At 53.7% G+C, this 25395-nt stretch carries 20 protein-coding genes and 1 tRNA gene; 5 read left to right on the top strand and 16 right to left on the bottom strand.

What is annotated here, in order from left to right; translation table 11 throughout:
* Positions 1 to 73 precede the first annotated feature (73 nt).
* Positions 74 to 3541 (bottom strand): transcription-repair coupling factor, encoded by a 3468-nt coding sequence (gene mfd, locus PXC00_RS00105; protein ID WP_275845886.1) that lies wholly within the window; start codon positions 3539 to 3541, stop codon positions 74 to 76.
* 126 nt (positions 3542 to 3667) lie between these two features.
* Between mfd and PXC00_RS00100 the strand changes: the two genes are divergently transcribed.
* The gene (locus tag PXC00_RS00100) at positions 3668 to 5035 is read left to right on the top strand and encodes a sodium-dependent transporter (RefSeq protein WP_275845887.1); all 1368 of its coding nucleotides are present in this window, start codon (positions 3668 to 3670) and stop codon (positions 5033 to 5035) included.
* Positions 5036 to 5078: 43 nt separating this feature from the next.
* Here the strand turns inward: PXC00_RS00100 and pth are convergent, their stop codons facing one another.
* From pth to PXC00_RS00085, 3 genes are all read right to left on the bottom strand, one after another.
* A complete protein-coding gene (gene pth / locus PXC00_RS00095) occupies positions 5079 to 5681 on the bottom strand; it encodes an aminoacyl-tRNA hydrolase (protein WP_275845888.1) in 603 nt (200 codons plus the stop codon).
* Positions 5682 to 5857: 176 nt separating this feature from the next.
* Positions 5858 to 6814, bottom strand: coding sequence for a ribose-phosphate pyrophosphokinase (locus PXC00_RS00090; protein WP_275845889.1), 957 nt, complete (start codon positions 6812 to 6814; stop codon positions 5858 to 5860).
* Between the two features lie 209 nt (positions 6815 to 7023).
* The gene (locus tag PXC00_RS00085) at positions 7024 to 8061 is read right to left on the bottom strand and encodes a sugar phosphate nucleotidyltransferase (RefSeq protein ID WP_275845890.1); all 1038 of its coding nucleotides are present in this window, start codon (positions 8059 to 8061) and stop codon (positions 7024 to 7026) included.
* 332 nt (positions 8062 to 8393) lie between these two features.
* Here PXC00_RS00085 and ppdK point away from each other — a divergent pair, with 332 nt between their 5' ends.
* The 4 genes from ppdK (at position 8394) to PXC00_RS00065 (ending at position 12482) form a co-directional block, all read left to right on the top strand.
* Positions 8394 to 11057, top strand: coding sequence for a pyruvate, phosphate dikinase (ppdK, locus tag PXC00_RS00080; RefSeq protein WP_275845891.1), 2664 nt, complete (start codon positions 8394 to 8396; stop codon positions 11055 to 11057).
* A 160-nt stretch (positions 11058 to 11217) separates the two neighbouring features.
* Positions 11218 to 11682 carry a hypothetical protein gene (locus PXC00_RS00075; protein ID WP_275845892.1) on the top strand — a complete coding sequence of 155 codons (465 nt, stop codon included), beginning with the start codon at positions 11218 to 11220 and terminating at the stop codon, positions 11680 to 11682.
* A 45-nt stretch (positions 11683 to 11727) separates the two neighbouring features.
* A tRNA-Arg gene (locus PXC00_RS00070) sits at positions 11728 to 11804 on the top strand.
* A gap of 72 nt (positions 11805 to 11876) precedes the next feature.
* Positions 11877 to 12482 (top strand): GNAT family N-acetyltransferase, encoded by a 606-nt coding sequence (locus PXC00_RS00065; RefSeq protein ID WP_275845893.1) that lies wholly within the window; start codon positions 11877 to 11879, stop codon positions 12480 to 12482.
* A 201-nt stretch (positions 12483 to 12683) separates the two neighbouring features.
* Here PXC00_RS00065 and PXC00_RS00060 read toward each other — a convergent pair whose 3' ends face one another.
* From PXC00_RS00060 to dnaA, 12 genes are all read right to left on the bottom strand, one after another.
* Positions 12684 to 13229: an NUDIX domain-containing protein gene (locus PXC00_RS00060; RefSeq protein ID WP_275845894.1), complete on the bottom strand. Its 546-nt coding sequence runs from the start codon at positions 13227 to 13229 to the stop codon at positions 12684 to 12686.
* Between the two features lie 22 nt (positions 13230 to 13251).
* A complete protein-coding gene (locus PXC00_RS00055) occupies positions 13252 to 13935 on the bottom strand; it encodes a lysozyme inhibitor LprI family protein (RefSeq protein ID WP_275845895.1) in 684 nt (227 codons plus the stop codon).
* 5 nt (positions 13936 to 13940) lie between these two features.
* Complete coding sequence (gyrA, locus tag PXC00_RS00050; RefSeq protein ID WP_275845896.1) at positions 13941 to 16475, bottom strand: DNA gyrase subunit A; 2535 nt, start codon at positions 16473 to 16475, stop codon at positions 13941 to 13943.
* A 107-nt stretch (positions 16476 to 16582) separates the two neighbouring features.
* Positions 16583 to 17236 (bottom strand): hypothetical protein, encoded by a 654-nt coding sequence (locus PXC00_RS00045; RefSeq protein WP_275845897.1) that lies wholly within the window; start codon positions 17234 to 17236, stop codon positions 16583 to 16585.
* 136 nt (positions 17237 to 17372) lie between these two features.
* Positions 17373 to 19310 (bottom strand): DNA topoisomerase (ATP-hydrolyzing) subunit B, encoded by a 1938-nt coding sequence (gene gyrB, locus PXC00_RS00040; RefSeq protein ID WP_275845898.1) that lies wholly within the window; start codon positions 19308 to 19310, stop codon positions 17373 to 17375.
* Between the two features lie 117 nt (positions 19311 to 19427).
* A complete protein-coding gene (locus tag PXC00_RS00035) occupies positions 19428 to 19733 on the bottom strand; it encodes a hypothetical protein (protein WP_275845899.1) in 306 nt (101 codons plus the stop codon).
* Positions 19726 to 20448, bottom strand: a complete 723-nt coding sequence (locus PXC00_RS00030; protein WP_275845900.1) for a single stranded DNA-binding domain-containing protein — start codon at positions 20446 to 20448, stop codon at positions 19726 to 19728. Before PXC00_RS00030 ends, PXC00_RS00035 begins: the two co-directional genes overlap by 8 nt.
* Before the next feature lie 14 nt (positions 20449 to 20462).
* Entirely contained in the window at positions 20463 to 20744 is a 282-nt protein-coding gene (gene remB / locus PXC00_RS00025; RefSeq protein WP_275845901.1) for an extracellular matrix regulator RemB, read from the bottom strand.
* Between the two features lie 18 nt (positions 20745 to 20762).
* Entirely contained in the window at positions 20763 to 21845 is a 1083-nt protein-coding gene (gene recF / locus PXC00_RS00020) for a DNA replication/repair protein RecF (protein ID WP_275845902.1), read from the bottom strand.
* On the bottom strand, positions 21842 to 22057 hold the full coding sequence (locus PXC00_RS00015) for an RNA-binding S4 domain-containing protein (RefSeq protein WP_275845903.1): 216 nt from the start codon (positions 22055 to 22057) through the stop codon (positions 21842 to 21844). Before PXC00_RS00015 ends, recF begins: the two co-directional genes overlap by 4 nt.
* A gap of 604 nt (positions 22058 to 22661) precedes the next feature.
* Positions 22662 to 23777, bottom strand: a complete 1116-nt coding sequence (gene dnaN / locus PXC00_RS00010) for a DNA polymerase III subunit beta (protein ID WP_275845904.1) — start codon at positions 23775 to 23777, stop codon at positions 22662 to 22664.
* Between the two features lie 304 nt (positions 23778 to 24081).
* The gene (gene dnaA, locus PXC00_RS00005) at positions 24082 to 25395 is read right to left on the bottom strand and encodes a chromosomal replication initiator protein DnaA (RefSeq protein ID WP_275845905.1); all 1314 of its coding nucleotides are present in this window, start codon (positions 25393 to 25395) and stop codon (positions 24082 to 24084) included.

Below are 25395 nucleotides of genomic sequence, written 5' to 3'. Positions count from 1 at the left end.
AAAAGAACGCTTATAAAAGGAATTATACTACACGGGAAAAGATTTGTCCATTTTTTTCACGGCGCAGGCAGGCTCAGCCTGCCTTTTGCGGGTTGGGCCGCAAAAGGTCTTTGAGCAGGGATAAAACATCCTCGTCCGGCTGCAAGCGCAGGCTGATATACGGGCGGGCACCCGCGTTTACCAGCACACGCTGCGGATACCGCGCGGAAATCCCGGAAATCCACTTCATATCCAACTTTTTCTGATACAGCAGCAGCTGCCCCTGCTGCTGCTTAACCTCATTTAAGCCGCACAGCCCCGCCAGATTGCGCAGCAGAGAAATCTGAATTAGGCCGGCAACGCTCTTGGGCGGGTCGCCGTAGCGGTCAATCAGTTCGTCGGTCACATCCAGCGCATCCTCGTCGCTGCGGATGTCCGCAATGCGGCGGTACATTTCAATTCTGCCATTGCTGTCGCCAATATAGGATTCGGGGATGTGCGCCTGCAGCTGCAAATCCATCAGGCACTCCTCGCCCTGCGGGGGCGCGACGCCTTTTTCTGCGGCAATGGCGTCACCCAGCAGCTTGAGGTACATTTCGTAGCCGACCGCCTCCATGTGGCCGTGCTGCTCGCCGCCGAGGAGGTTCCCCGCACCGCGGATTTCCAAGTCGCGCATGGCGATTTTGAAGCCGGAACCGAATTCCGTAAACTCCCGAATGGCAGCAAGCCGCTTCTGGGCAATTTCCGAAAGCACCTTGTTTGGCGTAAATGTAAAGTATGCATACGCACGGCGAGTGCTGCGGCCCACACGCCCACGAATCTGGTGCAGCTGAGAAAGTCCCAGCCGGTCGGCGTTGTCGATAATCAGCGTATTGGCGTTGGGCACATCCACACCCGTTTCAATGATGGTCGTACAGACCAACACGTCAATCTCATGGTCAATCAGCTGCCGCCAAACCTCAGAAAGTTCCTGCTCCGTCATTTTTCCGTGCCCGATACCGACACGCGCTTCGGGCACGCGCGCTTTCAGGCGTGCCCCCACCTGCGTGATGGATGCCACGTCGTTGTGCAGCCAATAAATCTGACCGCCGCGGCGCAGTTCACGCCGAACCGCATCCGCCAGGATTCCCTCATCGTGCTCAATGACATAAGTTTGCACCGGATGGCGGTCGTGAGGCGCCTCTTCCAGCACGCTCATATCGCGGATGCCGGACATCGCCATGTTCAGGGTGCGGGGAATCGGCGTTGCGGAAAGCGTCAGCACATCCACATTGGTACACAAATTTTTAAGCTTTTCCTTCTGCGCCACGCCAAAGCGCTGTTCCTCATCGATAATCACCAGCCCAAGGTCGCGAAACTGAACGTCCTTGCTAACCAGACGGTGCGTTCCGATGACGAGATCCACCTCACCGCGCCTGAGCTGTTTGATAATCTGCTCCTGCTGTTTGGGCGTGCGGAAGCGGGACAGCAGCTCTACCCGAATGGGAAAGCCCTCCATGCGCTGCAGGGCAGTCTGGTAATGCTGCCACGCAAGAATGGTGGTCGGCACCAGCAATGCGCACTGCCGGCTGTCGCAGATACACTTGAATGCGGCACGCAGGGCAACTTCGGTTTTGCCGAACCCTACGTCGCCGCACAGCAGGCGGTCCATCGGCGCTTCGCGCTCCATGTCACCTTTGATTTCCTCCACGCAGCGCAGCTGGTCATCGGTTTCGTCAAACGCAAAGCGGCTTTCAAAGTCGCGCTGCATTTCCGTATCCGCCGAAAAAGCGTGTCCCTTGGCGTGCATCCGCGCGGCGTACAGCTTAATCAGTTCCTTCGCCATGTCGCGCACAGCGCGCTTGACATGGCTCTTCGTCTTCTGCCACTCTGCCCCGCCCAGCTTATGCAGGCGGATGCCGGCGTCCTCCCGCGGGCCGATGTAGCGACTGACGAAGTCCAGCTGGGTGACCGGTACATACAGCGTATCGCCCTTGGCGTACTGGATTTTAATGTAATCCTTAATAACGCCATGTGTGTCGATTTTATGGATTCCCTCATAAATACCGATGCCGTGACTTTCATGCACCACATAATCGCCGGGCTCCAGCTCTGCCAGCGAGTTGAGCGGACGGCTGTTTTTTCCGCGCTTAGACTTTTTTCGCTTGCCGCTCTGCAGCAGCCTGCCGTGCGTGACAAACCCGAAAAAGGAGCCGGGCCACTCCGCACCGGCGGAAAGAGAGCCGGGCAGCACCGCCACCGCGCCGCGGGCGATTTCTTCCGCGTCCTCGGCGTAAAACGCGTCGATACCTGCCGCACGCAGGTCGGCCGCCGTTGTGCGCGCGCTGCGCGCATTGCCGGCAAGCACCGCACACGCCCATTTATTGTGCAGCATAACGGACAAATCTTCCGCCAGCAGCTGTGTGGAACCGCCCCACACCGAAAGCTGCCGGGCAGAAAAGTTCAGCAACAGCTTCGTAGGCAGCGCATAGCTGCCCCGCGCAAAGGTGTCCAGCAGGACAGCACCGTGTTTTTCCACAAAAGACAGCGCATCCGGCCAGGCAAAGCTGTATGTGTCAAGGTGCTTGCACAGGGTGCCATCCGCCAAGTACTCCTTGATGTCCTCATTCCAGTGAAACTGCGCCGTGCGCATTTTCTCCTTGACGTTTACCGTTTCGCTGACAAACAGCAGGTCGGTTTCGGCACAGTAGTCCAGCAGGCAGGCGGGCTTTTCATACAGAATTGGCAGGAATTTGTCCATGCAGGCCAGATGCACATTTTCTGCAAGCAAATCCGCCTGTTCCTGCAGAGTCGGGCGTGCCGACGGCGCGTTTTTTCCGCGCAGGGAGGAGGCGATTTTGCGAATGCGCTCGGCAAGTTCCGCCGGGTCGTCTGTAAGCGCCTCTGCCGCAGGCGAAATGCACACCCGCTCGCAGGGGTCTGTGCGCCGCTGTGTCTGCGGGTCAAAGTAGGAGAGGGTATCCACCTCATCTCCCCAGAATTCCAACCGCACTGGCACGTGGCTTTCCGGTGGAAACAAGTCTAAAATTCCGCCGCGGCGCGCAAACTGGCCGGGACCCTCCACCTGCACAGCGTGTTCATAGCCGCAGCGAAGCAAAAGGCTTTGCGCTTCTTCCGGCGGCAGTGTATCGCCGGAAGAAACCTGCCGGGTGCGTGCGTACATGGCCTGCGGCGGCAGGGTGTACTGCAGCGCACCGTCAATGCAGCAGACCACAGCGTCACATTCGCCGGCCTGCAGGCGTGCCAGCACCTGCAGGCGCTGCCGCTCATAATCGTGAGAGGACGCCGCTTCGCCTTTGCGCAGCGTCAGGTCACGCATGGGGTAGTACAGCGCCCGCATTCCTTGGGCGCAAAGGTCCCCGACCATTCGGTTTGCTTCGGACTCTTCTCCGGCAATCACAAAGGCACGCCGGCCGGTATGCACCCACAGTGCGTAAATCACATTTGCCTTGTGTATGCCGGAAAGGCCCGTGACCGCTGCGGGCAGCTGATTCTGTTGTACCGCGCCGAGCAGAGACTGGTATTCCCGCAGGCGTGAAAGTGCAGTTGCGATAAATTTCATGAGGATCTCCTAAAAAGTTGAACCATGGTTGCGTAAAGGGTTGAATAAAATATGAAAAAAATTTTGATTTAGCACTGCAGTGTGCTATAATAAGTTTTTGATATTATCCAAAAAAGAGGGTCGACTATGAAAGAAAAAGAAACTGGAAGAGGTTCGTTTACCAATCAGATTGGATTTGTCATGGCTGCCGCAGGCTCAGCTGTGGGGCTGGGAAATCTTTGGCGTTTTCCATACCTGGCGGCAAAGTACGGCGGGGGCATTTTTCTGCTCATTTACATTATCCTCGCGGTGACGTTCGGTTTCAGTCTGATGGTGACCGAAACGGCAATCGGCAGAAAGACCGGTCTTTCCGCCATTGAAGCCTACGGAAAGTTGAGCAAAAAATTTACGTTTCTGGGGTACATTACTTCTATTGTACCGGTCATCATCCTGCCATATTACTCCGTAATCGGCGGCTGGGTATTCAAATATCTGTTTGCGTTTGTTTCCGGCGGCTCTTCCGCTTCGGCAAAGGACGGCTATTTTTCCGCATACATTGGGCAGAGCGGGGAGCCCATTTTTTGGTTCCTGCTGTTTCTGGGCGTGACCGGCGTGATCGTGCTGCTGGGCGTGGAAAAGGGGATTGAAAAAGTCAGCCGGATCCTGATGCCGGTTCTGGTTGTCCTGACCGTTGGCATGGCGATTTATTCGCTGACGCTGCCGCACGCGATGGAAGGCGTGAAATATTACCTGATTCCCGATTTTTCCCGTTTTTCCATCAACACCGTGCTGGCTGCGCTGGGGCAGCTGTTCTACTCCATGAGTCTTTCCATGGGCATCACCATTACCTATGGTTCCTACATGAGCAAGCAGGACGATATCGCCAAAGCCTCCACACAGGTGGATGTTTTTGATACCGGAATTGCGCTGTTTGCCGGCTTAATGATTATTCCGGCGGTATTTTCCTTCTCCGGCGGAAGCACCACCCAGCTGCAGCAGGGACCCGGCCTGATGTTCGTCATGCTGCCGAAGGTGTTCAACCATATGGGTGTCGGCGGCGTGGTCGCAGGTGCCGTTTTCTTCCTGTTGGTTTTGTTTGCGGCGCTGACCTCCTCGATTGCCCTGATGGAAACCGTCGTTTCCATTCTCAAGGACAAGCTGCACATCAGCAGAACGGCAGCGTGCCTTATAACGCTGGGCGTTTCCGCAGTGCTGGGGGTTTTGTCTTCTCTGGGCTTTGGTGCGCTCTCCGGCATAAAACTTCTTGGCTTTGACATTCTGGACTTCTTTGATTTCATCAGCAACAGTGTGCTGATGCCGATTGTGGCGCTGCTGACCTGCCTGTGTGTCGGTTGGTTTGTGGGCATGAAGGTCATCGATGACGAAGTGCTAAGCAGCTCGCCGTTCCGCCGGCGGAAACTGGTAGATGTCATGATCCGCTGGATTGCGCCAATCTTCATTCTCGCCATTTTGATTTCCAGTGTATTAAACGCGCTGGGAATCATCAGTATCTAACCCTTTGGATTCCAGACGGTCCGCCTGCAAAGGCGGGCCGTTTTTATTTGGTATTGTACTGATTCATGGCTTGATCTGTCTGGTCGTTTACCATCAGCTCCGCTGCTTCTGCCGCGTGCTCGGTGCTTTCGCGCATCAGCGCGGCGTCCGCTTCAGAAAAGCGGCTGAGCACCCAATCGGCAAGGTCCCATTCCGGTGTCGGTTTGGCGCCAATGCCGATTTTGACGCGCGGGAACTGGTCGCTGCCGGTCAGATAAATGATGTTTTTCATGCCGTTGTGTCCGCCGTCGCTGCCTTTGCGGCGAATCCGCAGCCGCCCGCAGGGGAGTGAAATATCATCAAAAAACACAATAACGCGCTGCGGCGGAATTTTATAGAACTGCATGGCCTCCGTCACGCTCTGACCGGACAGATTCATAAACGTGGCGGGCTTGAGAAGCAGCACTTTTTTTCCGCCGACTTGCGCCGTTGCGCACTGCCCTTTGAACTTAAGCCGATCAATTTTCACGCCGGCTTTCTGCGCGATACAATCCAGCGCCATGAAACCGGTATTATGCCGCGTGCCGTCATACTGCGTACCTGGATTGCCAAGACCGACCAGGAGCCACTCCACGGAACCGGCGGAAAATTTGTCTGAAAAAAGCATAAGCATACCTCAACACAAAAGGGGCTGCCGCGACAAACCGCGTCCGTTTCGACGCTTTGCGGCAACCCTGGATTATTTGATTGTAAAAATTTCAAGAAGCGCTAACCGGATTTTAACACAATCTGCAAAGAAATTGGAACTTCAGCACACTGCCTGCGGGGGCTCCCCCGCGCCTGCTAGTTGAACATGGGAGAGACAGGTTTGTCTTCGTAGATGCGTTCAATCGCTTCCGCAAATGTCGGCGCAATCGGCAGAACCGTGATTTTGTCGAGTTTCTTCTCCTGCGGCAGCGGAATGGTGTCCAGCAGAACCACTTCGTCCAAAACAGAATCTTTAATCCGCTCAATCGCCGGGCCGGACAGCACGCCGTGCGTCGCGCACGCGGTAACCGAAACCGCGCCATGCTCCATCAGCGCAGTTGCCGCATTGCACAGAGTGCCTGCGGTGTCGATCATGTCGTCTACCAAAATGACCTTCTTGCCCTCAACAGAACCAATGATGTTCATGACCTCGCAGACATTTGCACGCGGACGACGCTTATCAACGATTGCCATGGGGGTGCCAATGCGCTCTGCAAAGTCACGGGCACGGGTCACCGAGCCCAAATCCGGGGAAACGACAATATACTGGTCCACTTTTTCTCCGACACGCTCCTTCATGAAAGAAGCCAGCAGCGGTGCGCCGCGCAGATGGTCAACCGGAATGTTAAAGAACCCCTGAATCTGCGCCGCATGCAGATCCATGGTCAGAACACGGTCAGCGCCAGCCGTTGTAATCAGATCCGCGCAGAGCTTTGCACTGATCGGGTCGCGCGCCTTTGCCTTGCGGTCCTGGCGGGCATAGCCGAAGTGCGGGATTACCGCTGTGATGCGCGCCGCAGACGCACGCTTCATCGCATCCATCATAATCAGCAGTTCCATCAGGTTGTCATTGACCGGCGAGCAGGTGGACTGCACGATAAAACAGTCAGAGCCGCGCACAGATTCCTGAAGCGAAACGGAAATTTCGCCGTTGCTGAAGGTTGTAACGTTGCTTTTGCCCATCGGCAGGCCAAGACATTCGCTGATTTGCTTGGCAACGTCCGGGTTTGCGTTCGCAGCAAAAATTTTGATGTCCTTGCCGTGAAAATTCATTTCTTTTCCCCCTGTTTGGTTACAATCATTTGTCGTTTCCTCCTGGCGCTGTTCCGAAGCAAAAGCCAAACACACCGCATAAAAGCCGCCGCGGTGCCTTTTGCCTTTGCTTCCAAGCGCCGGCTGTCTTGAATATCATGCAGGAACAGGGAAGTGCCCCTGCACACAAGCAGGGTGCCCCAAACAATGAGGCACCCTGTAGCTGGCTGCTATTGGTAGATATGATAGGATTCCACTGAATCTGTGTTTGCAATTTTTTGGTTGTAAACTTGCACGAAGCATAGGGATACGCCGTCTGCAATCCGAGCATTTCGCAATACAACTTCAGGGCCAACCGTGCAGGCAGCTCCAACGGAAGTGGTGCCCTGCAGGATTGACCCCGGCAAAATGCAGGAATAGGAACCGATGGTCACATCCGGACCAATGATAACGCCATCGGTGCAGGGAATGGAAACTCCCGCTTCCATATGCTTTTGCAGAATTTTCCGGCGTGCAATCGTGTTAAGTTCTGCCAGCTGTACGCAGTCATTCGCGCCCAGCACTGCGTCCGCATCCGCCGAAACATAAGCACCGGCGCGCTGACCGTGTGCAAGTAAAAGCTTGACGGCATCTGTCAGGTAGTATTCCCCCTGGGCGTTGTCACTGGTAATCTCCGAAAGAATCTCCAGCAGGCTGTCAACGCAGAACCAGTAGGAGCCGGAATTAATCTCCCGAATGCGCTGCACACTGCTGTCCGCATCCTTCTGCTCCACGATTCCCTGCAGCAGGCCGGTCTGTTCGTCACGCAAAATACGCCCGTAGCCGAAAGGATTTTCCACTTCAGCGGAAATCACCGTCACCGCTTCCACATTGGCGCGGTGCTGCTGCAGCGCCGCATCGATGGTTTCCGCAGAAAGAAACGGCGCGTCGCCATTAAGCACCAGCACATGACCACCGCGGTGCGCCTCCAGAAAGGTGCGCGCCATCATGACGGCATGGCCGGTGCCGCGGCGCTCCTGCTGCAGCACACACGAAACCGGGTGCCCGGAAAAAGCGCCTGCGTTCAGCTGCTGCAAATAAGCTTCCACCTGCTCGTGCCGAAAGCCCGCCACACAGCAGATGTCCGCCGCTGCAGAAGCCCGCACGGCATCCAGCACCCAGCGAAGCATCGGCTTAAACAGCACTTCGCAGAGCACTTTCGGTTGGTTGGACTTCATGCGCTTTCCTTCCCCTGCGGCAAGTACAACGGCACAGTATGTTTCCGGCATTTTATTGGCCTCCCAGATGTGGCGGTAATCAACTGTACGGATTTGCAGAATCCGTGACAGTATTAGTATAAGGATTTTTCCGCAAGAATGCAAGACCTCTTGTTAAGAAAAACACAACTGCACACACAGCACAGCGCTTTTTCAAAAAAAATTTACGGCAGAATCGGGCAAAGTACAATTTTATCTGGAATTCCGCACTTGTATTTGTTATAATATTTGAGGAACAGCTCCCGCGGGGGGCTTTTTCGCCGTATCATTTTGTTTTCTTTTTATTTTCCATCCCGAAGTACAAAACTTGGGAATCAGAAAAATTTATCTAGGAGGATCAACCAATGAGCCGTAAGTACCTTTACTACTTCACCGAGGGCAGCGAAGCTTTCCATGGCGACATGACTGCGATGAAGAACACACTGGGCGGCAAGGGCGCAGGTCTGGCAGAAATGACCGCTGCCGGCATGCCGGTTCCGCAGGGCTTCACCATCACCACAGACGCCTGCACCCAGTACTACACAGATGGCCGTCAGATCAACGAAGCTATCCAGAAGGATATCTTCGAGCACATGAAGGGTCTGGAAAAAATCACCGGCAAAACCTTCGGCGACATCAACAATCCGCTGCTGGTTTCTGTGCGTTCCGGCGCACGCCAGTCCATGCCGGGCATGATGGACACCATCCTGAACCTTGGCCTGAACGATGAATCCGTTGAAGGCCTTGCGAAAAAGACCAACAATCCGCGCTTTGCATACGACAGCTACCGCCGCTTTGTGCAGATGTTTGCAGACGTGGTCATGGGTGTCTCCAAGAGCCTCTTCGAGGATGAAATCGACAAGATGAAGGCGGAAAAGGGCGTAAAGAACGACATTGACCTTTCCGCAGAAGACCTCAAGAAACTGGTCGTCATCTTCAAGAAAATCTACGAAGACAACGAAAAGAAACCTTTCCCGCAGGACCCGAAAGAGCAGCTCATCGAAGCGGTCAAGGCTGTGTTCCGCAGCTGGGACAACCCGCGTGCAAACGTTTACCGCAAGATGAACGAAATCCCCTACGAGTGGGGCACTGCTGTTAATGTACAGCAGATGGCGTTCGGCAACTCCGGCGACAACTCCGGCACGGGCGTTGCGTTTACCCGCAACCCGGCCACCGGCGAAAAGAAGCTGTTCGGCGAGTACCTCATCAACGCACAGGGCGAAGATGTTGTTTCCGGCGTGCGCACGCCGTCCCCGATCAGCCACCTGCAGGACCAGATGCCCGCAGTGTACAAAGAATTCACCGAAATTGCAACCAAGCTGGAAAACCACTTCAAGGATATGCAGGACATGGAGTTCACCATTGAGGATGGACACCTGTTCATGCTGCAGACCCGTAACGGCAAGCGTACCGCAAATGCCGCTCTGAAAGTTGCCTGCGATCTGGTTGACGAAGGCATGATTGACGAAGAAGAAGCCGTTCTGCGCGTTGAGCCGCATCAGCTCGATGCCCTGCTGCACCCACAGTTTGACCCCGAAGCCCTGAAAAAGGCTGAAGTGGTCGGCAAGGGTCTGGCAGCTTCTCCGGGCGCTGCCTGCGGCAAGGTCGTCTTCTCTGCAGAGGACGCAAAGGCTTGGGCCGGCCGCGGCGAAAAAGTTGTCCTGGTTCGTCTGGAAACCTCTCCGGAAGACATCGAGGGTATGCAGTCCGCAGAAGGCATCCTGACCGTCCGCGGCGGCATGACCAGCCACGCAGCAGTTGTTGCGCGCGGCATGGGTACCTGCTGCGTTTCCGGCTGCGGCGACATCACCGTGAACTACGACAAGAAAGAGTTTACCCTTGCAGGCAAAACCTACAAAGAGGGCGACTATATCTCCATCGACGGCAGCACCGGCAACATCTATGGCGAGGCCATTCCGACGGTCCCGGCTTCCATCTCCGGCGATTTCGGCCGCTACATGGGCTGGGCTGACAAGGTTCGCCGCCTGAAGGTTTACACCAACGCTGACACACCGCGCGATGCAAAGCAGGCAAGCGACTTCGGCGCAGAGGGCATTGGCCTTTGCCGTACAGAGCATATGTTCTTTGAGGGCTCCCGTATCAAGGCTATGCGTGAAATGATTGTCGCAGAAACCGTGGAAGACCGCAAGAAGGCTCTGGCAAAGATTCTGCCGTACCAGCAGGGCGACTTTGAGGGTCTGTTTGAAACCATGGGTGAGCGCCCGGTCACCATTCGTTTCCTCGACCCGCCGCTGCATGAGTTCCTGCCGACCAAAGAAGCCGACATCAAGGATCTGGCAGATGACCTGAACATCACCGTCCAGAAGCTCAAGGAAGTCATCGCTTCCCTGCATGAGTTCAACCCGATGATGGGTCACCGCGGCTGCCGTCTGACTGTCACGTATCCGGAAATTGCCGAGATGCAGACCACTGCTGTCATCAACGCAGCCATCAACGTGACCAAGAAAACCGGCAAAAAGATTGTTCCGCAGATCATGATTCCGCTGGTTGGCGAAGTCAAGGAACTGAAATATGTGAAAGACTTCGTTGTGAAGACTGCTGACGAGCTCATCAAAAAGGCCGGCATCGACATGAAGTACGAAGTCGGCACCATGATCGAGATTCCGCGTGCAGCGCTGACTGCCGGCAAGATTGCAAAAGAAGCAGACTTCTTCTGCTACGGCACCAACGACCTGACACAGATGACCTTCGGCTTCAGCCGTGACGACGCCGGTAAGTTCCTGGATTCCTACTACGAAACCAAGATTTACGAATCCGACCCGTTTGTGCATCTGGATCCGGATGGTGTTGGCCGTCTGGTCAAGCTGAGCGCAACCGAAGGCAAAGCCGCCAATCCGGCTCTGCACCTCGGTATTTGCGGCGAGCACGGCGGCGATCCGTCGTCCGTTGAGTTCTGCCACAATGTTGGTCTGGACTATGTATCCTGCTCTCCGTTCCGCGTGCCGATTGCACGTCTGGCTGCTGCGCAGGCTGCTGTTAAGGAAAAGCGCGCGAAGGCAAAAAAGTAAGTTTTTTATAAAGCTGCGGGAAGCCGCCGGTGTGAAAACCGGCGGCTTCTTTTTTGCGCCTTCCGCCTTTGCAAAGCTGTACTTTTTTCAGAATTTTTGTTATAATACAAACAGAAACAATGTGCCGCTTTTCGGCTATTTTCTGAAAGGAGCCTGCCGCATGGCTGATGCTTGGTACGACATTCGCAAACTGAAGGTCACGCAACGAGCAGCGCTTGGTCTGCAAATCGTTTTGCTTGTTTTTCTCTTTTTGCCTGTGGCGAGAGTAACAGACAGCAGTCAGCTTATGAATTCTGTGGAATTAGGTGTTTTTTATCTGCACCATGGTGGAATTTTGTCGCATATAGGCGGTGTCGTATACTGCGCTTTTTCGTTTGCACTTCCTGTTTCCATCTGGCTGGTGACGCTGCTGCTGCGCAGCAAAAACCGCCTGAACTATGCCGTCAGCGTGGCGCTGTGCGCATTGGAGTCCATTTCGTCCGCCTGCTTTTACACCATGGTACAGCACCGCATGAACGCAACGGTTGCGCTGAATCCGTTAAGTCAAATCATTTTGATTTTGGAAATTGTAAATATGTTTGTTTACATTCACGCTTACCTGCAGTCGTGGCAAGGGACGAATTGACAATTCACTTTGTTATGCGGTATAATAACGACTGCCCTATAAAATGTCTTCGTAGCTCAGCTGGATAGAGCGACCGCCTCCTAAGCGGTAGGCCGGCGGTTCGAATCCGCCCGAGGGCACCAAAAACCTTCCTATTTCGGACTTTTGCCCTTAATAGGAAGGTCTTTTTTAATGATTTTACGAGGAGAAAGCAAATGGAAATTGAAATACGCAAACTGTCACCCGAACTTGCGGAAGACTACGTTCGTTTTTTTGACATTACTCCGCACGATGATAACGTGGAAGAACACAAATGCTACTGTGTATGCTGGAGCAGTAAAGATTATAAAGGCAAAGATTTCTCTACAGCAGCAGAAAGAAGGAAATACGCCTACCGCTATATCCGCAGCAATAATCTGCAGGGCTACCTTGCCTACAGTGAAGGTTCCGTTGTCGGATGGTGTAATGCCAACACAAAAGCCGACTGCTTAAAGTGCGCAAGCTGGCGGCGGTTTATGGATTACGTCCCTTTGGAGGGGCGCACCGCAGACAGCAAGGTAAAGTCCCTGTTCTGTTTTATGATTGCACCGGATATGAAGCGAAAAGGCATTGCCACCATGCTGTTGGAACGTGTATGTCAAGACGCCGCCCGGGATGATTTTGACTTTGTAGAGGTGTACCCCTACAAGGAATCCAGCTATCAATCTTCTGACTTCGGAGGCCATTTTGAGATGTATCGAAAGAATGGGTTTTACATCTCTTCTGAAAGCGAAAAAGGGCTTGTTATGCGGAAACAACTAAAGCCAACTGGTTCCGAATGAACAGCCCTTCAATAGAAGGCAAAAAGCAAATAGAGTGCTCTTTAGAGGGTTGTTGCAAAGAACCTTGTCTCATTATTATACACAAAAATGCGTCTTGGATTGACCTGTAAAAGTCATTTCAAGGCGCATTTTCTTGTTTTTAAGATGATTTCTCTGTGCAATGTGCTATTGCAAATTCATTTTGCTATAACCCTTTTTCATTTACAGTTTTCCGGCCTGCACCATTTGCGCCGCACGCAGAATCAGCACCTGCGTTTTTGCGTCGTAAATCTCGCCGCGCTCCACCTGCTTCAGCGCTTCACGCAGTGGCACGCGATCAACCTCCAGAAACTCCCCATCATCCAAATGCTGACCGCCCTGCTCAGAAATCCGGCAAGCGTACAGATACAGCTTCTCATTGGTATAACCGGGAGAAGGGTACATCACTGACAGCGGAATGAACGAATCTGAAACTGCGCCGGTTTCCTCTCTGAGTTCCCGCTTGCAGGCGGAAAGCGGGTCTTCGCCGGCTTCCAGCTTGCCCGCAGGGGTTTCCAGCACAACCTCGCCATACGGATACCGGAACTGCCGCACCAACAGAATCTCGTTGTGCGGTGTAAGCGCCGCCACACTCACGCCACCCGGATGATCCACGCACTCCCGTGTGGAAACTCTGCCGTCCTCCAGCTGTACATGATCCACATGCATCTGCAGAACACGGCCTTTATAAATCACATTCTTCTCCAGTGTTTTTTCGGTCAGTTCCATGCCATCAGTCCTTTTTTATCCGTTATGCATTGGTAAATGAAAAATTCGGGTCATATTTGTAAAGCTCAAAGTACAGTTGCTGCGCGCGTGCGCGGTAAAACTGCATTACCTTGCTGCCCACACCGACTGCGGCGCCGGTGCCTTCTGACGCAACCGATGCCTTAATTTTCTGCAGCTGCGCTTCCTTGCCGTTTACCCATGCGGTCTGCTCGCTTTTCAGCGCCGCATCGTTTCCGCTGACAGTCATCAGTCGGTCATACGTAACAGCAATCTCGTTCTGCCATTTCTGTGCATATTGTGTATAAGTTTCCACAATTTTTCGATTAGTGTCTGCCGTATCCATTGCCTTTTGCATGGCTGCATCAATGGGATTTGCCGCCCATTTTTTATTGAAACGGTCATCCTTGGTGGGGACAGAAGAAGTATTGCTTTCCGGTGCGGCCTCAATGCCATTGGTCTGCGACACAGCCGTGTCCGCATTTGAAGCCGCGGAATCTGCAGCTGAAGAAGCCTGAGAGGAAACCGCAGACACTGCATGGCTGCTGCTTGCCGTATTTTCAGAAGAAACCGGAATCGCTTGTGCGGAAGAAACTTCTGAGGCAGCACTGCTGCTGCCTGACTTGCTGCCACAGCCTGCCGCAGCAGCGGCAATGCAAAGGCTGAATGCCAGCAGAAGCGCGGTAAATCTGGTGCGGGGCTTACGCATGATAGTTATCCCTCCGTTGTTTCTGTCGAATCCTCAGCGCCCTCCTCAGGGTCACCGTCGTTTTCTGGCAGCTCATCCGTTGTTTCGTCCTCTTCATGTTCCGTGCGTGCTAGCGTAACGACTTTATCGGCACCAGTCAGCCGCATTACTTTGACGCCCTTGCTTGGACGCGCGCAGATGCGGATAGAATCCGCTGGAATCCGAATCAGAATGCCGGCTTCGGAAATCAAGATAATATCATCCGTCAGATCCACTACTTTGATGGCAGCCACACAGCCGTACTTATCCACGTGGTAATTCAGCAGGCCCTTGCCGCCGCGGTTCTGTATGCGGTAATCCTCAATGGGAGAAAGCCGCCCGTAGCCGGTTTCACTGACAGTCAGCACACGGCCGCCCTCACGCAGAACGCTCATGCCAACCACATAGTCACTTTCCTTCAGTGTGATGGCCTTGACACCGCGTGCCACACGGCCCATCGGGCGCACATCGTTTTCATTGAAACGAATAGCCATGCCGAGGTGAGTTGCCACCAGCAGTTCATCATCTCCGCCGGTCAGGCGCACCCACGAAAGTTCATCGCCCTCATCCAAATCCAGTGCAATGACGCCGCCCTTGCGCGCGGTATTATACGCGGAAAGCACAGTACGCTTGATGATGCCGTTGCGCGTCACCATGCACAGGTAACTTTCCTCGTCAAACTCCGGCACACGAATCATGGAAGTGACCTTTTCATTCTGGGAAATTGGCAGCAGGTTAGCAATGTTAATGCCCTTGCTGGTGCGGCTGCCTTCCGGCACCTCATAGCACTTCAGGCGGTACACCCGGCCAAAGTTTGTAAAGAACAGCACATAATCGTGGCTGCCGCAGATGAACATTTCGCTGGTGCAGTCCTCTTCGCGGCGTGTCATGGCACTGATTCCGCGTCCGCCGCGGTTCTGGGTGTGATAGGTGTCTGCTGCCAAACGCTTGACATAGCCGAAATTGGTCAGCGTCAGGACGCACTCTTCCCTGGGAATCAAATCTTCAATATCGACCTCACCGGAAACCGCTGCGATTTCTGTGCGGCGCTCGTCATTGAATTTCTTTTTCACGTTCTGCGCGTCATCCTTAATGATGGTAAGCACACGGGATTCATTCGCCAAAATATCGCGCAAATCCGCCACCTTGGCCTCGATGGCAGCCAGCTCGTCCTCCAGTTTCTTTCTTTCCAAACCGGTCAGGGCGCCCAGCGGCATCTGCACAATCGCCTGCGTCTGAATGTCGTCCAGCCCAAAGCGTTCTGTCATGCGGGCACGGGCAGAAGCGCGGTCCTTACTGGAGCGAATAATCGAGATAATCTCATCGATATTATCGACTGCAATTTTTAAGCCTTCCAGAATATGTGCGCGCGCCAGTGCTTTTTCTAAATCGTACTTCGTTCGGCGTATAATGACATCCTTTTGAAAGCTGACATACTCCTCCAGAATCTGCTTGAGCGTCAGCAGCCTCGGTTCGCCGCTGTAGTTATCGTGCGCACCAACAATCGCCAGCAGGTTCACGCTGAACGTGGTCTGCAGCTGCGTGTAGCTGTAAAGCTGATTGAGCACAATCTGCGGAGAAGCATCGCGCTTTACGGAAATCAGGATATGCATTCCGTTTCGGTCGGAGTGATCTTCGATATTGGAAATTCCCTCAATGCGCTTGTCCTTTACTAAATCCGCGATGTTTTCAATTAGGCGCGCTTTGTTGACCTGATAGGGAAGTTCGGTAACGACAATGCTGAACCGGCCATTTTTTTCTTCTACAATTTCGGCGCGGGCGCGCACGGTGATGCGGCCCTTGCCGGTTGCATAGGCGGCGCGGATGCCCGCACGACCCATGATGATACCCGCTGTGGGAAAATCCGGCCCTTTGATGTACTGCATCAGACCATCCATGTCGATATCCGGATTGTCAATCAGCGCACAGACACCGTCCACCACCTCGCCTAGATTGTGCGGGGGAATATTCGTTGCCATGCCGACCGCGATGCCGGTGGAGCCATTAACCAGCAGATTGGGGAAGTGGCTGGGCAGCACCTTTGGCTCCTTGCGGCTGTCATCAAAGTTCGGGCCGAAATCGACGGTGTCCTTATCGATATCCTGCAGCATTTCCACTGCAATCTTGCTCATGCGCGACTCGGTGTAACGATAAGCAGCCGGCGGGTCACCGTCTACAGAACCGAAGTTTCCGTGGCCGTCCACCAGCATATACCGCATGGAAAAATCCTGTGCCAAACGCACCAGCGCATCATAAACGGAAGCATCGCCGTGCGGATGGTACCGGCCCAGCACGTCGCCGACCGTGGTGGCGCACTTTTTGTAAGGTTTGTCCGGCGTGATGCCGTCCTCATACATGGCGTACAGAATACGCCGATGCACCGGTTTTAAGCCGTCCCGCACATCTGGCAGGGCGCGCTGCACGATAACCGACATGGAATATGCCATGAAAGATTTTTGGACTTCTTCTTCCAGATCCACGTCGATAATTCTTTCCTTGTTTTCATTCTGAATTTCATCCATAAAAGGATATTCCTCCTGTTGTAACTGCGTGCATCAGCCCAAAACTGCAAGACTGTATGTACTGGCAACCCGGCGCGGAAAGGTGCCGCCGACCTGCGGGAAGTTCGCTATCTGCGCGCGACATGGGTACCGGAGCGGAGGATTGCCTCCACATCCGCCAGAACACTCGGTTCCACACTGCGCAGCGGAAGAATCAGCAGAGAGCCGCCTATGTATTCCCGGTCAAACTGCAGCAGCACCAGCCCCTTGTAAAATTCACAGACGCTGGTTCCGTCCAGCGGAATTTCCAGCATATTGCCGGAATGCTCCGCCTCAATCAGATCCGGGTACAGCTTCACGGTATACTCTCCGTGATCATTGGACTCACGGGCGTGCCTGCGCACAGACAGCCACGGCAGCACCAGCACCGCGGCGCCCGCCGCGGCAAATAAAACACCGAAAACCAGGGAATCAGAAGGCGCCTGCAGCCCGTAATACACAAAGCTGACCACAGAAAGCACAAAAGCCAGCGCCGCAAGTCCACCCAAAAACAGCCGGCGCTTCCGGTTCAGGCTCGTGTGCAAAAACGCACGACAGACCTCCTCATCGGTCAGCTGATAGCTGATTTTTACTGCTGTTTTGGTTTCCTCATACGCTTCGGCGTCCTCGTCCGCTACCATTTCCGCTTCACTGCCGTCCCATCGGATGGTATCGTCATCGTCCTCTGGAGCCTCCGGTTCAGGAGGCTGCACCGTTTCTTCCTCTGTACGCTTGTCGCTCATTCTTTTGTAAACTCCTTTTTTGATTCTTTCCTGCGAAAGCAACCGCATTTCTCGTTCTGTTGTATTTATCTTCTATTATACCAGATTCCAAAGAAAATGAAAACACCCGCACGGCGGGTGAAAAAAGGAGAGGGGTTCAGACATCCAGGTTTTCGGTATACTTGGCGTTCTGCTCAATGTAAGCCCTGCGCGGCTCTACTTTGTCGCCCATGAGCACTGTAAACGCCGCGTCTGCCGCCGCAGCATCCTCCACGGTCACGCGGCGCATGATGCGGGTTTCGGGATTCATCGTGGTTTCCCAAAGCTGCTCCGGGTCCATTTCGCCCAAACCTTTGTAGCGCTGCATATCCGTCTGGCCCAATTCCTCCATCAGTTTTTCGCGCTCCTCATCCGAGTAAGCGTAGTAATGCTGCTGGCTTTTCGTCAGGCGGTACAGCGGGGGCTGTGCCAGATAAATATGCCCTTCCTCAACCAACTGCTGCATGAAGCGATAAAAGAATGTCAGCAGCAGAATACGGATATGGGAACCATCAACATCCGCATCCGCCATGATGATAATGCGCCCGTAACGCAGTTTGGAAATATCAAATTCCTCGCCGATTCCAGTGCCGAGCGCTGTGACAATTGGCATCAGCTTTTCGTTGCCATACACTTTGTCCAGACGCGCTTTTTCCACGTTGAGCATCTTGCCCCACAGGGGCAGGATTGCCTGAAACTTGCGGTCACGACCCATCTTGGCGGAGCCTCCTGCGGAGTCGCCCTCCACGATGTAAATTTCGGTTTCACTCGCATCACGGCTCTGGCAGTCTGCCAGCTTTCCCGGCAGGCTCGCGTTTTCCAAAACAGATTTACGGCGAACCAGATCGCGGGCTTTGCGCGCGGCGGCACGAGCGCGGGAAGCAGCCAGTGCCTTTTCGAAGATGGCTTTTGCCACCGCCGGGTGCTCCTCAAGATACGTGGACAGCTTGTCGCCGACCACAGCATTGACCAACGTGCCGATTTCCGTATTGCCCAGCTTGGCTTTGGTCTGGCTTTCAAACTGCGCGTCTTTGATTTTGACGCTGATGATGACGGTTAAGCCCTCGCGCACATCCTCGCCAGAGAGGTTTTCGTCGCTGTCTTTTAAAATATTGTGCTGGTGGGCATAGCTGTTCATCACACGGGTCAGTGCACGCTTGAAGCCCTCTACGTGCGTACCACCATCCGTGGTATGTACGTCGTTGGCAAAGGAAAGCAGCATTTCATTGAAAGAATCCGTGTACTGCATGGCAATTTCCGCGTTGGCGTTGCCGTCCGGCGCCATGGCGGAAAAATGGATGATATCCGGATGCACGGGTTCTTTGTCCTTATTGATGAACTCCACAAAGCTGGAAATGCCGCCCTCATAGCAGTAACGGTTAGAGATGACCGCATCCGAGTCGCGCTCATCCGTTAAAACAATATTGATGCCGGCGTTTAAAAATGCCTGTTCGCGCAGCCGCTTCTGCAGAATGTCGTACTTGTACACGGTAGTATCGCGGAAAATCTCCGGATCTGCCTGAAAGCGGACATTGGTGCCGCTTTCGCCAGGCTGTGCGTTGCCGATGATTTTCAGCTCGTTGACCACCTTGCCGCGCTCAAACCGCTGGAAATAAATTTTTCCATCATGAATCACCTTGACTTCCAGCCAAGAGGAAAGCGCATTGACCACCGAAGCGCCCACGCCGTGCAGACCACTGGAAACCTTGTAACCGCCGCCGCCGAACTTGCCGCCAGCGTGCAGCACGGTGTAAACAACCGTAATCGCCGGCAGGCCGGTCTTGTGCTCTTTACCGACCGGAATGCCGCGGCCGTTGTCCGTAACATTGATGATATTGCCCGGTTCGATTTTCACATCAATGCGGTCGCAGTAGCCTGCCAGCGCCTCATCCACGGCATTGTCGACGATTTCATACACCAGATGGTGCAGTCCGCGCTCGCCGGTGGAACCGATGTACATACCGGGGCGTTTGCGCACCGCCTCCAGTCCTTCAAGAACCTGAATTTGGTCTGCATCATACTCTTCATTTGCCTGTGTGACTTGATTGATATCCAAAACTGAAACCTCCTGCGGGAATCTTCGGCAGGCAGCAGTACGCCGTCCTGCAGCTGTTCCCGGTCTTCTCTTCCGTAAAACCTTCTCTTATCTTTTCCTTCCCGTACCGCACGGGGCTTAAGCATCCGTTATCTTTCGGAAAACAACCGTATGCCCGCGAAAGCACCACAGACACGCAGTACAACCGGCAGTCAGCAGAAAAACCGGCAACAAGGGCACCCCCAGTACCAGAAATAGAAAATCCAGCAGGCACAGCACCGCAGCCAGCAGGAGCCACACGCCGATGCGCTTTTTGCTGCGCACCGCACGGGACGGTCGGCCGCAAACCGGGCAGATGTGCCGCTCCGCCTGCAGCGCCGCACGGCCTGTCTGCTCGGAACAGTGCGCACCGCACCACGGACAGGCGGTTGTTTCCTTATGCATGGCCATCCTCCTGTCTGTCATCCAGAGGCGGGCGGTAGGCACGGAAACCACCGCGCTGCGGACTGCCGCCTTTGGGGCGAGTGTAAAAGACCGGCTCTGCATTTTCGCCCAGATTCTCCTCAAACTGCTTCACGGATTTGCGAAGCCCAAACCGCCCGACTTCCGCAGAAAAATCATCCTCCTGCGGAAACGGCGGGCGCGGTCTGCCCCCAACGAAAGAGGAAACGGGAATCGTGGGCTCCTCCACTGCGGGGTCCTCGTCCGCCTGTGGCTGAATGATGGAATGCCCAAATGTGGAGGGCACGTACACCGTTGGGTCATCCGCGCGGCGACCGGGAGTGCCGTAAGGCCCTTCATACAGACCGCCGGTCGTGCTGTTGGGCACGCGCCGTTCCATCCGCCGACGCTTAATCACTGGGCGCTTCAGTTCCAGAAACAGCGGAGAAAGCACATAAAAAATCAAAAACGGCAGCAGTACTAAAAGTGCCGAGTACCACAGAAAGCGGCGCACTAACAGTTCCTCCACCAGAAAAACCGCCGCAGCTGCCAGCACCATGCTGACCGCCAATTTGTAGACCGCCCCGTCCAGTGCGATGTTAGAAATGCCGCTGCATTTGGTACAGCGGTACTCGCCCTGATTTTTCAGGGTAAAGGCAAGCAGGGGATTCACTTTTTTTCCGCAGTACGGGCACTGCGGATATTGCAGTTTCTTCATCTTATCGGCTCCTGTTATTCCATGTTGACATTCCGCAGTTCTTCCATAAATCCGGTTCGTTTCAGCAGGGTGGTTGAACTGATCTGCGTAATATACACTGTTTCGCCACCCTGCGGCGCACTGCACAGAACGAAGCTTTTGGGCATTTCCAGGGAAACGTTGACCACGCGGCCTTCTTTTTCGCTTTTGGCAAGGTATCTGCGTGTGGAAGTGGAGAGGGTAGAGGTTTCCATATCAAAAATCCCCAGAATATTCTCGCTTCGTATGACCGTATCCTGCCCTAAATGCAGATACATGGCTTTCTCCTTTCTGCGTTAAGCCGTTTGCGGCCGTTCCGGACGCACGCAGCCGTTTTTTACCTGATACAGACCGCCGCCATGCAGACCGCACGCCTGCTGCGGCACGCAGCAGGTGATAAACACCTGACAGTCCGACAGGTGATTGAGCAGATAATCTTGGCGGCCGCCATCCAGTTCGCTGAGTACATCGTCCAGAAGAACCACCGGTTTTTCTCCGGTGATTTCCTCCAGCACTTGAGCCTCTGCCAGTTTGAGGGCAAGCACAATGCTGCGCTTCTGTCCCTGCGAACCATAAGTGCGCGCGGCGGCGCTGTCCAAAAGAATCTCCATGTCGTCGCGGTGCGGGCCGGCGCTGGTAAACCCCTGGCGAATATCACGCTCGCGGTTTTCCAGCAGAGCCGCCGCCAAGTCCTCCGCCGAACACTGGTAGTCCAAAGAAAGCTGTTCCTTACCGTGGCTCAGGCCGCTGTAAATCCGCGCGGCAGCTGTGGTCAGCCGCTCGAGGTATGCCTGCCGCTGCGAAACGATTTGCAGGCCATCCTGTACCAGACGGACATCCCAGACCGGCAGGGTTTCGGTCAACTCCGGGTGGCGGGGAATATCTTTCAGCAAAGCATTTCTCTGTGCCAGAAGACGCTGATAGCGGTTCAGCAGGCGAACATAGCCGGGTTTCAGCTGACACAAGGCAGCATCCAGAAAATTGCGTCGATTGGCGGGGCCTTCACGCACTAACGCGATGTGCTCCGGTGAAAAGATAACCGCGCAGAAATGCCCCACCAGTCCGTTTGAGGAACGCAAGGGCACTTCATTTAAAAATGCATGGCGCCGCCCGCCCTCAATCTGCAGGGCAGCTGTCTGCTCGCGCTCTTCGCTGAAAAAGGCAAGTTCCAGCCGTGTGCCGGAAGCGCCGTGCAGCACCAACTCGCTGTCTTTTGCGCCGCGAAAGCTGTGTCCGCCGGTAAACAGCCACAAGGCCTCCAGCAGGTTGGTTTTGCCCTGTGCGTTTTCGCCCCAGAGCACATTCACACCCGATTCCGGCTGCAGGCAAGCCTTTTGCAGATTCCGATAATTCTGGCAGGTAAGTGACAGGACTTTCACCCGGCCACCTCAAAGGCGCGGCCGGCATAATCCACCGTATCCCCGGAGTGCAGCTTTTTGCCGCGCATGGTACAGACTTCTCCATTGACCAAAACTTCGCCGCCCTGCACAACATATTTTGCGCGTCCGCCGGTATCCACCGCACCGGCCAATTTTAGCAAAGCATCCAAGCGGATAAACGCTGTGTCTATGGTTATAGTTTCCCTATTCATACCAATTTAATCCTTTTATTTAGAATTTTTTGTAATTATAACTGCTGTATCGAACAAAATTTGAAAGCAAACTTCATGTTGACGCAGACTGTAAAAGAAGCGCAGACAGTTAACGTGAGCTTCAGCAACTGCGTGCAGGCTCAGCCTGCGCAGCCCGAACCTGCTTCTCTTATCAAAGGTCGTGGAGGGCTTCGCCCCCACACCCCCAGTCGCTTTCTGAGAAAGCGACAGAAAGCAACTGTCTCAAAGTGCGAACTTCACGTTGACGCAGACTGTAAAAGAAGCGAGAGCGCGCCCCGTGAGCTTCAGCAAGTGCGTGCAGGCTCAGCCTGCGCAGCCCGAACCTGCTTCTCTTACAAAGGTCGTGGAGGGCTTCGCCCCCACGCCCCCAGTCGCTTTCTGAGAAAGCGACAGAAAGCAACTGTCTCAAAGTGCGAACTTCACGGACGCAGACTGTAAAAGAAGAACAGGCAGTTAATGTGAGCTTCAGCAAGCGCGTGCAGGCTTAGCCTGCTCGAAGCGCTGACTTCACGTTGACGCAGACTGTAAAAGAAGCGAGAGCGCGCCCCGTGAGCTTCAGCAAGTGCGTGCAGGCTCAGCCTGCTCAGCCTGCCTCTGACTTGAGGCGAACAGGAAGAACCAGAAACAGGAAGCTGTTTCCCTCCATGGGCAGAACTTTCATAGGAGACAACGACCCGTTCAGTTCCAATTTTATCTGGTCGCCTTCTGCATTGCGCAGAGCATCTAAAAGATAATGATTGTTAAACCCCATTTCTACCGGATTTCCAACCAGTTTAGCAGGAAATTGGTCACTTGCCCGCCCAATCGGCGTGTAGCTGGAAAGCCGCACCGTGTCTTCATCAAAAATGCAGCGAATTGGGCTTTTCAAACGGTCGGTAATCAGCAGGGAAACACGCTCCACACTGCTGATAAATTCACTGGTCTTGAGAATCACAGTGCTGCTGCTTTTCTGTGGAATCGCGGAACGATAGTCCAGAAACTCGCCCTCTAACAGCCGTGCAATAACAGTATAGCGCCCAACTATGAATAAAATATGCCGGCTGCCAATCTGCAGCTCGCAATTTTCATCGTTTTCCGGCAAAAGCTTGCTGACTTCCTGCAGTGCCTTTCCCGGCACCACAAAGGAAAGACCCTGCTCATCACTGTTGACCATCTCTTCCCGCATTGCCAGTCGGTACCCATCTACACTAACCAGACGAATCTTTCCGCTGCCGATTTCAAACAGAGTACCGGTATGAATGGGTTTTGCGTCACTTTCCGCAACTGCAAAGATTGTCTGATGAATCATGTTCTTTAAAACAAGGTTGGAAATCCGAATACCACGTTCTCCGGAAACCGTTGGCAGTTCCGGATACTCTTCCGCAGGAATGCCGACAATCGAAAAGTTGCTTTGCCCGCTGCGGATAGTCGTCATGTTTTTGTCGTCGGTTTCCATGTGCACACGCTCGTCCGGTAAACGGCGTACAATATCGCCAAACAGTTTCGCAGATAAGACAATCGTTCCGGTTTGCGTCACTTCAGCCTCAATCTCGGTTGTCATACCCAGCATTTCCGCGTCGTACCCACACAGAAAGATGCTATTTTGCTTTGCCTTTAATAGAATTCCCTGCAAGGCAGGAATCGAACTTTTTGAAGATACAGCTCGCTGTACATTTAATACAGCTTCCAGAAGCTGCTCACGAGAACAGGTGATAATCATGAAAAGGAAGCCTCCGTTTACAAAGAGTATAATTGAGAAGGAATAGATTTAGAACTAGTAGTAAGGGGCACGGAAAAGTGGAAAGAAAGAAAAAAGCCAGAAAAGCACCGTTTTGCGCAGCCTTTTTTCTTGCACAGACAGCAGTGGACAAATGGTGGAGAAAAAAGAGAAGGATTCGTTTTTCAACGTTGTGTTGAAAACTCGGTGGGGAAAGTTGAAAACAAGTTGAAGAATAAATACAAGTTTATGCAGAAGATTCATGAATGAATATGCAAAAAAAATGCATATTGAAAGGCATAAAAAATCACCGGTCGCGGATGTTTTTGATAATATCCTCAACAGTTGCACGCATTTTTGGATTTTTCTTGATGTTCTTTTCGACCTGCTGAATCGCATACACAACGGTGGAGTGGTCACGCCCGCCAAATTCCGAGCCAATTCCGGTCATGGGCATCTGGGTGATTTCCCGCACGACGTACATCGCTACCTGGCGGGCATTGCTGATATTGGCGCTGCGCTTGGAGGAGCGGATGTCTTCCGGTGTGGTGCCGTAGGTGCGGCTGACTTCTTCAATGATTTTTTCGATGGTCACCGGTACCGGCTGGTCATTATTGATGATGTCGCTGATGGCTGCCTGTGCGGTGTTGATGTTGAGCGGGTAACCGTTGAGCAGATGGTAGGCTTTCATCTTTTTAACGGCGCCCTCCAGCTGACGGATGTTGTTTTTCAGGCGGTTCGCCATGTATTCCGTCACATTTTCGTCCAGCTGGATGCCTAACAGTTCCGCTTTCCTTTTAATAATTGCAATGCGGGTTTCAAAGTCCGGCGGCTGAACATCTGCGGTCAGCCCCCATTCAAAGCGCGTTAGCAGACGTTCTTCCAGGGTGGCAATATCTTTGGGCGGCCGGTCACTGGTCAGTACGATCTGTTTTTTGGCTTCGTAAAGGGTGTTAAATGTGTGGAAGAATTCCTCCTGGGTTGAGTCCTTGCCGGCGATGAACTGAATATCATCTACCAGCAGCACATCCGCGTTGCGGTAGCGGTTGTGAAACTCGGTGGTGGTGCCTTTCTGAATGGCATCAATCAGTTCGTTTGTAAATTCGTCTCCTTTAATATAGACAATATCCATATCGGGCGAATTCTTCTTAATCTCATTGCAGATTGCGTAAAGAAGATGGGTCTTGCCGAGGCCGGAGTTGCCGTAGATAAAAAGGGGGTTGTAAAGTTCCGCGGGCTTTGTGGCGACCGCCATGCTGGCCGCGTGTGCAAACTTGTTGCTGGGACCGACAATGAAGGTGTCAAAGGTATACTCGTAATCTTCTGCGCTAGGCTTGTCCTCAACCGGTTTCTGCGGCGCCATTTCATCGTCGGTGCGCAGGTCGATTTTGATGTCTGATGTACCGAAGATTTGCAGGAATGCTTCCTGAATGGTGTCCAGATAATAGTGCAGGATGGTCTTGCGGTGAAAGTCATTTGGGACTTTCAGCACGGCGGTCCCGCTGTTGAAATCTAAACTGACCGGCTCAATGCGGGAAATCCAGGTCGTGTAGGCGACCTCTGTGATTTTACTTTTGCAGTACTCGCAGACCAGCCCCCAGGCCTCTGTGAAGGAATCCAT

Origin of the sequence: Caproicibacterium argilliputei, from assembly GCF_029211325.2 — a bacterium.
GTDB lineage: Bacteria > Bacillota > Clostridia > Oscillospirales > Acutalibacteraceae > Caproicibacterium > Caproicibacterium argilliputei.
This window is presented reverse-complemented; position numbering and strand designations above follow the sequence as displayed.

Coding starts and splice junctions, on each gene's coding strand:
- PXC00_RS00085 (WP_275845890.1), bottom strand. CDS start 8,061: ATGCCGGAAACATACTGTGCCGTTGTACTTGCCGCAGGGGAAGGAAAG.
- remB (WP_275845901.1), bottom strand. CDS start 20,744: ATGTATCTGCATTTAGGGCAGGATACGGTCATACGAAGCGAGAATATT.
- mfd (WP_275845886.1), bottom strand. CDS start 3,541: ATGAAATTTATCGCAACTGCACTTTCACGCCTGCGGGAATACCAGTCT.
- PXC00_RS00055 (WP_275845895.1), bottom strand. CDS start 13,935: ATGCGTAAGCCCCGCACCAGATTTACCGCGCTTCTGCTGGCATTCAGC.
- PXC00_RS00100 (WP_275845887.1), top strand. CDS start 3,668: ATGAAAGAAAAAGAAACTGGAAGAGGTTCGTTTACCAATCAGATTGGA.
- gyrA (WP_275845896.1), bottom strand. CDS start 16,475: ATGGATGAAATTCAGAATGAAAACAAGGAAAGAATTATCGACGTGGAT.
- PXC00_RS00045 (WP_275845897.1), bottom strand. CDS start 17,236: ATGAGCGACAAGCGTACAGAGGAAGAAACGGTGCAGCCTCCTGAACCG.
- PXC00_RS00075 (WP_275845892.1), top strand. CDS start 11,218: ATGGCTGATGCTTGGTACGACATTCGCAAACTGAAGGTCACGCAACGA.
- pth (WP_275845888.1), bottom strand. CDS start 5,681: ATGCTTTTTTCAGACAAATTTTCCGCCGGTTCCGTGGAGTGGCTCCTG.
- PXC00_RS00065 (WP_275845893.1), top strand. CDS start 11,877: ATGGAAATTGAAATACGCAAACTGTCACCCGAACTTGCGGAAGACTAC.
- PXC00_RS00060 (WP_275845894.1), bottom strand. CDS start 13,229: ATGGAACTGACCGAAAAAACACTGGAGAAGAATGTGATTTATAAAGGC.
- PXC00_RS00090 (WP_275845889.1), bottom strand. CDS start 6,814: ATGAATTTTCACGGCAAGGACATCAAAATTTTTGCTGCGAACGCAAAC.
- PXC00_RS00015 (WP_275845903.1), bottom strand. CDS start 22,057: ATGAATAGGGAAACTATAACCATAGACACAGCGTTTATCCGCTTGGAT.
- PXC00_RS00035 (WP_275845899.1), bottom strand. CDS start 19,733: ATGCATAAGGAAACAACCGCCTGTCCGTGGTGCGGTGCGCACTGTTCC.
- ppdK (WP_275845891.1), top strand. CDS start 8,394: ATGAGCCGTAAGTACCTTTACTACTTCACCGAGGGCAGCGAAGCTTTC.
- dnaN (WP_275845904.1), bottom strand. CDS start 23,777: ATGATTATCACCTGTTCTCGTGAGCAGCTTCTGGAAGCTGTATTAAAT.
- PXC00_RS00030 (WP_275845900.1), bottom strand. CDS start 20,448: ATGAAGAAACTGCAATATCCGCAGTGCCCGTACTGCGGAAAAAAAGTG.
- dnaA (WP_275845905.1), bottom strand. CDS start 25,395: ATGGATTCCTTCACAGAGGCCTGGGGGCTGGTCTGCGAGTACTGCAAA.